General features: G+C 72.9%; 1 protein-coding gene. It reads left to right on the forward strand.

All coding sequences use genetic code 11. The features are described 5' to 3' along the window. Window positions 1-1,859: acetoacetate--CoA ligase (locus ACSNOH_RS34640; protein WP_436725419.1), on the forward strand; the 1,859-nt coding region annotated here is incomplete at its 5' end. Between the last annotated feature and the right edge of the window lie 187 nt (window positions 1,860-2,046).

Below are 2,046 nucleotides of genomic sequence, written 5' to 3' on the forward strand. Positions count from 1 at the left end.
CCGCCAGCTACGCCGCACTGCACCGCTGGTCCGTCGGCGAACTGGAGACGTTCTGGCAGGCCCTCACCGAATGGTGCGACGTCCGCTTCTCCCACCCCTACGAGCGCGTCCTCGCCGACCGCTCCATGCCCGGCGCACGCTGGTTCCCCGGCGCCGCGCTCAACTACGCCGAACACGCCCTGCGCGCCGCCGAGGACCCCGCACGGGCGGACGAGCCCGCCCTCCTCGCCGTCGACGAGAGCCACGAGCCGCGCCCCGTCACCTGGGCCGCACTGCGCCGCCGCGTCGGCTCGCTCGCCGCCGAACTGCGCCGCCTCGGCGTGCGCCCGGGCGACCGCGTCAGCGGCTACCTGCCCAACGTGCCCCAGGCCGTCATCGCCTTCCTCGCCACCGCGGCCGTCGGCGGCGTGTGGACCTCCTGCGCCCCCGACTTCGGCGCCCGCAGCGTCCTCGACCGCTTCCAGCAGGTCGAGCCCGTCGTCCTGTTCACCGTCGACGGCTACCGCTACGGCGGCAAGGAACACGAGCGCACCGAGACCGTCGCCGAGCTCCGCGCCGGGCTCCCCACGCTGCGCGCCGTCGTCCACATCCCCCTGCTGGGCACCCCCGCCCCCGAGGGCGCCCTGGAGTGGGACGCCCTGGTGGCGGCGGACACCGAGCCCGTCTTCGAACAGCTCCCCTTCGACCACCCGCTGTGGGTGCTGTACTCCTCCGGCACCACCGGCCTGCCCAAGGCCATCGTCCAGTCCCAGGGCGGCATCCTCGTCGAGCACCTCAAGCAGCTCTCCCTGCACTGCGACCTCGGCCCCGGCGACCGGTTCTTCTGGTACACCTCCACCGGCTGGATGATGTGGAACTTCCTCGTCTCCGGCCTCCTCGTGGGCGCCACCGTCGTCCTCTACGACGGCAGCCCCGCCTATCCCGGCACCGACGCCCAGTGGCGGGTCGCCGAACGCACCGGCGCGACGCTGTACGGCACCTCCGCCGCGTACGTCATGGCCTGCCGCAAGGCCGGGGTCCACCCCGGCCGCGACTTCGACCTCTCGCGCGTCAAATGCGTGGCCACGACGGGCTCGCCGCTGCCGCCGGACGGCTTCCGCTGGATCCACGACGAGGTGGCGGAAGACATGTGGATCGCGTCGGTGAGCGGCGGCACGGACGTGTGCAGCTGCTTCGCGGGCGCCGTGCCCACCCTGCCGGTCCACATCGGCGAGCTCCAGGCCCCCTGCCTCGGCACAGACCTGCAGGCCTGGGACCCGCACGGCAAGCCCGTCACCGACGAGGTCGGCGAGCTGGTGGTCACGAACCCCATGCCGTCCATGCCCGTCCGCTTCTGGAACGACCCCGGCGGCACGCGCTACCGCGAGAGCTACTTCGAGATGTTCCCCGGCGTCTGGCGGCACGGCGACTGGATCACCCTCACCTCCCGCGGCAGCGTCGTCATCCACGGCCGCTCGGACTCCACCCTCAACCGGCAGGGTGTGCGCATGGGCTCCGCCGACATCTACGAGGTCGTCGAGCGGCTCCCCGAGATCCGCGAGTCCCTCGTCATCGGCGCCGAACAGCCGGACGGCGGCTACTGGATGCCGCTCTTCGTCCAGCTCGCGCCGGGCGCCCGCCTGGACGACGCGCTGCTGGAGCGCATCAAGCGCACCATCCGCGAGAACCTCTCGCCGCGCCACGTCCCCGACGAGGTCATCGAGGTTCCGGCGATCCCGCACACCCTCACCGGCAAGCGCATCGAGGTCCCGGTCAAGCGACTCCTCCAGGGCACACCGCTGGAAAAGGCGGTCAACCCGGGCTCGGTGGACAACCCGGACCTGCTGAAGTTCTACGAGGAGCTGGGCCGCAAGCGCTGAACCAGGCCCGTTCCGGGACGCAAAATCCAGCCGGCCGGCGTTCGAGGCCGATCGCGCCCCCACCCAGCCCGGCCGGCGTTTGAGGCCGAGCGCGCGACGGGGTCCCGGGGGCCTGCCCCTCACAGCCCGGGTACGCCCCACCCAGCCCGGCGTCTGAGCCCGAGCGCGCGACGGGGTCCCGGGGGCC

It is taken from the genome of Streptomyces sp. URMC 127 (genome assembly GCF_051386535.1).
Lineage (GTDB): Bacteria > Actinomycetota > Actinomycetes > Streptomycetales > Streptomycetaceae > Streptomyces.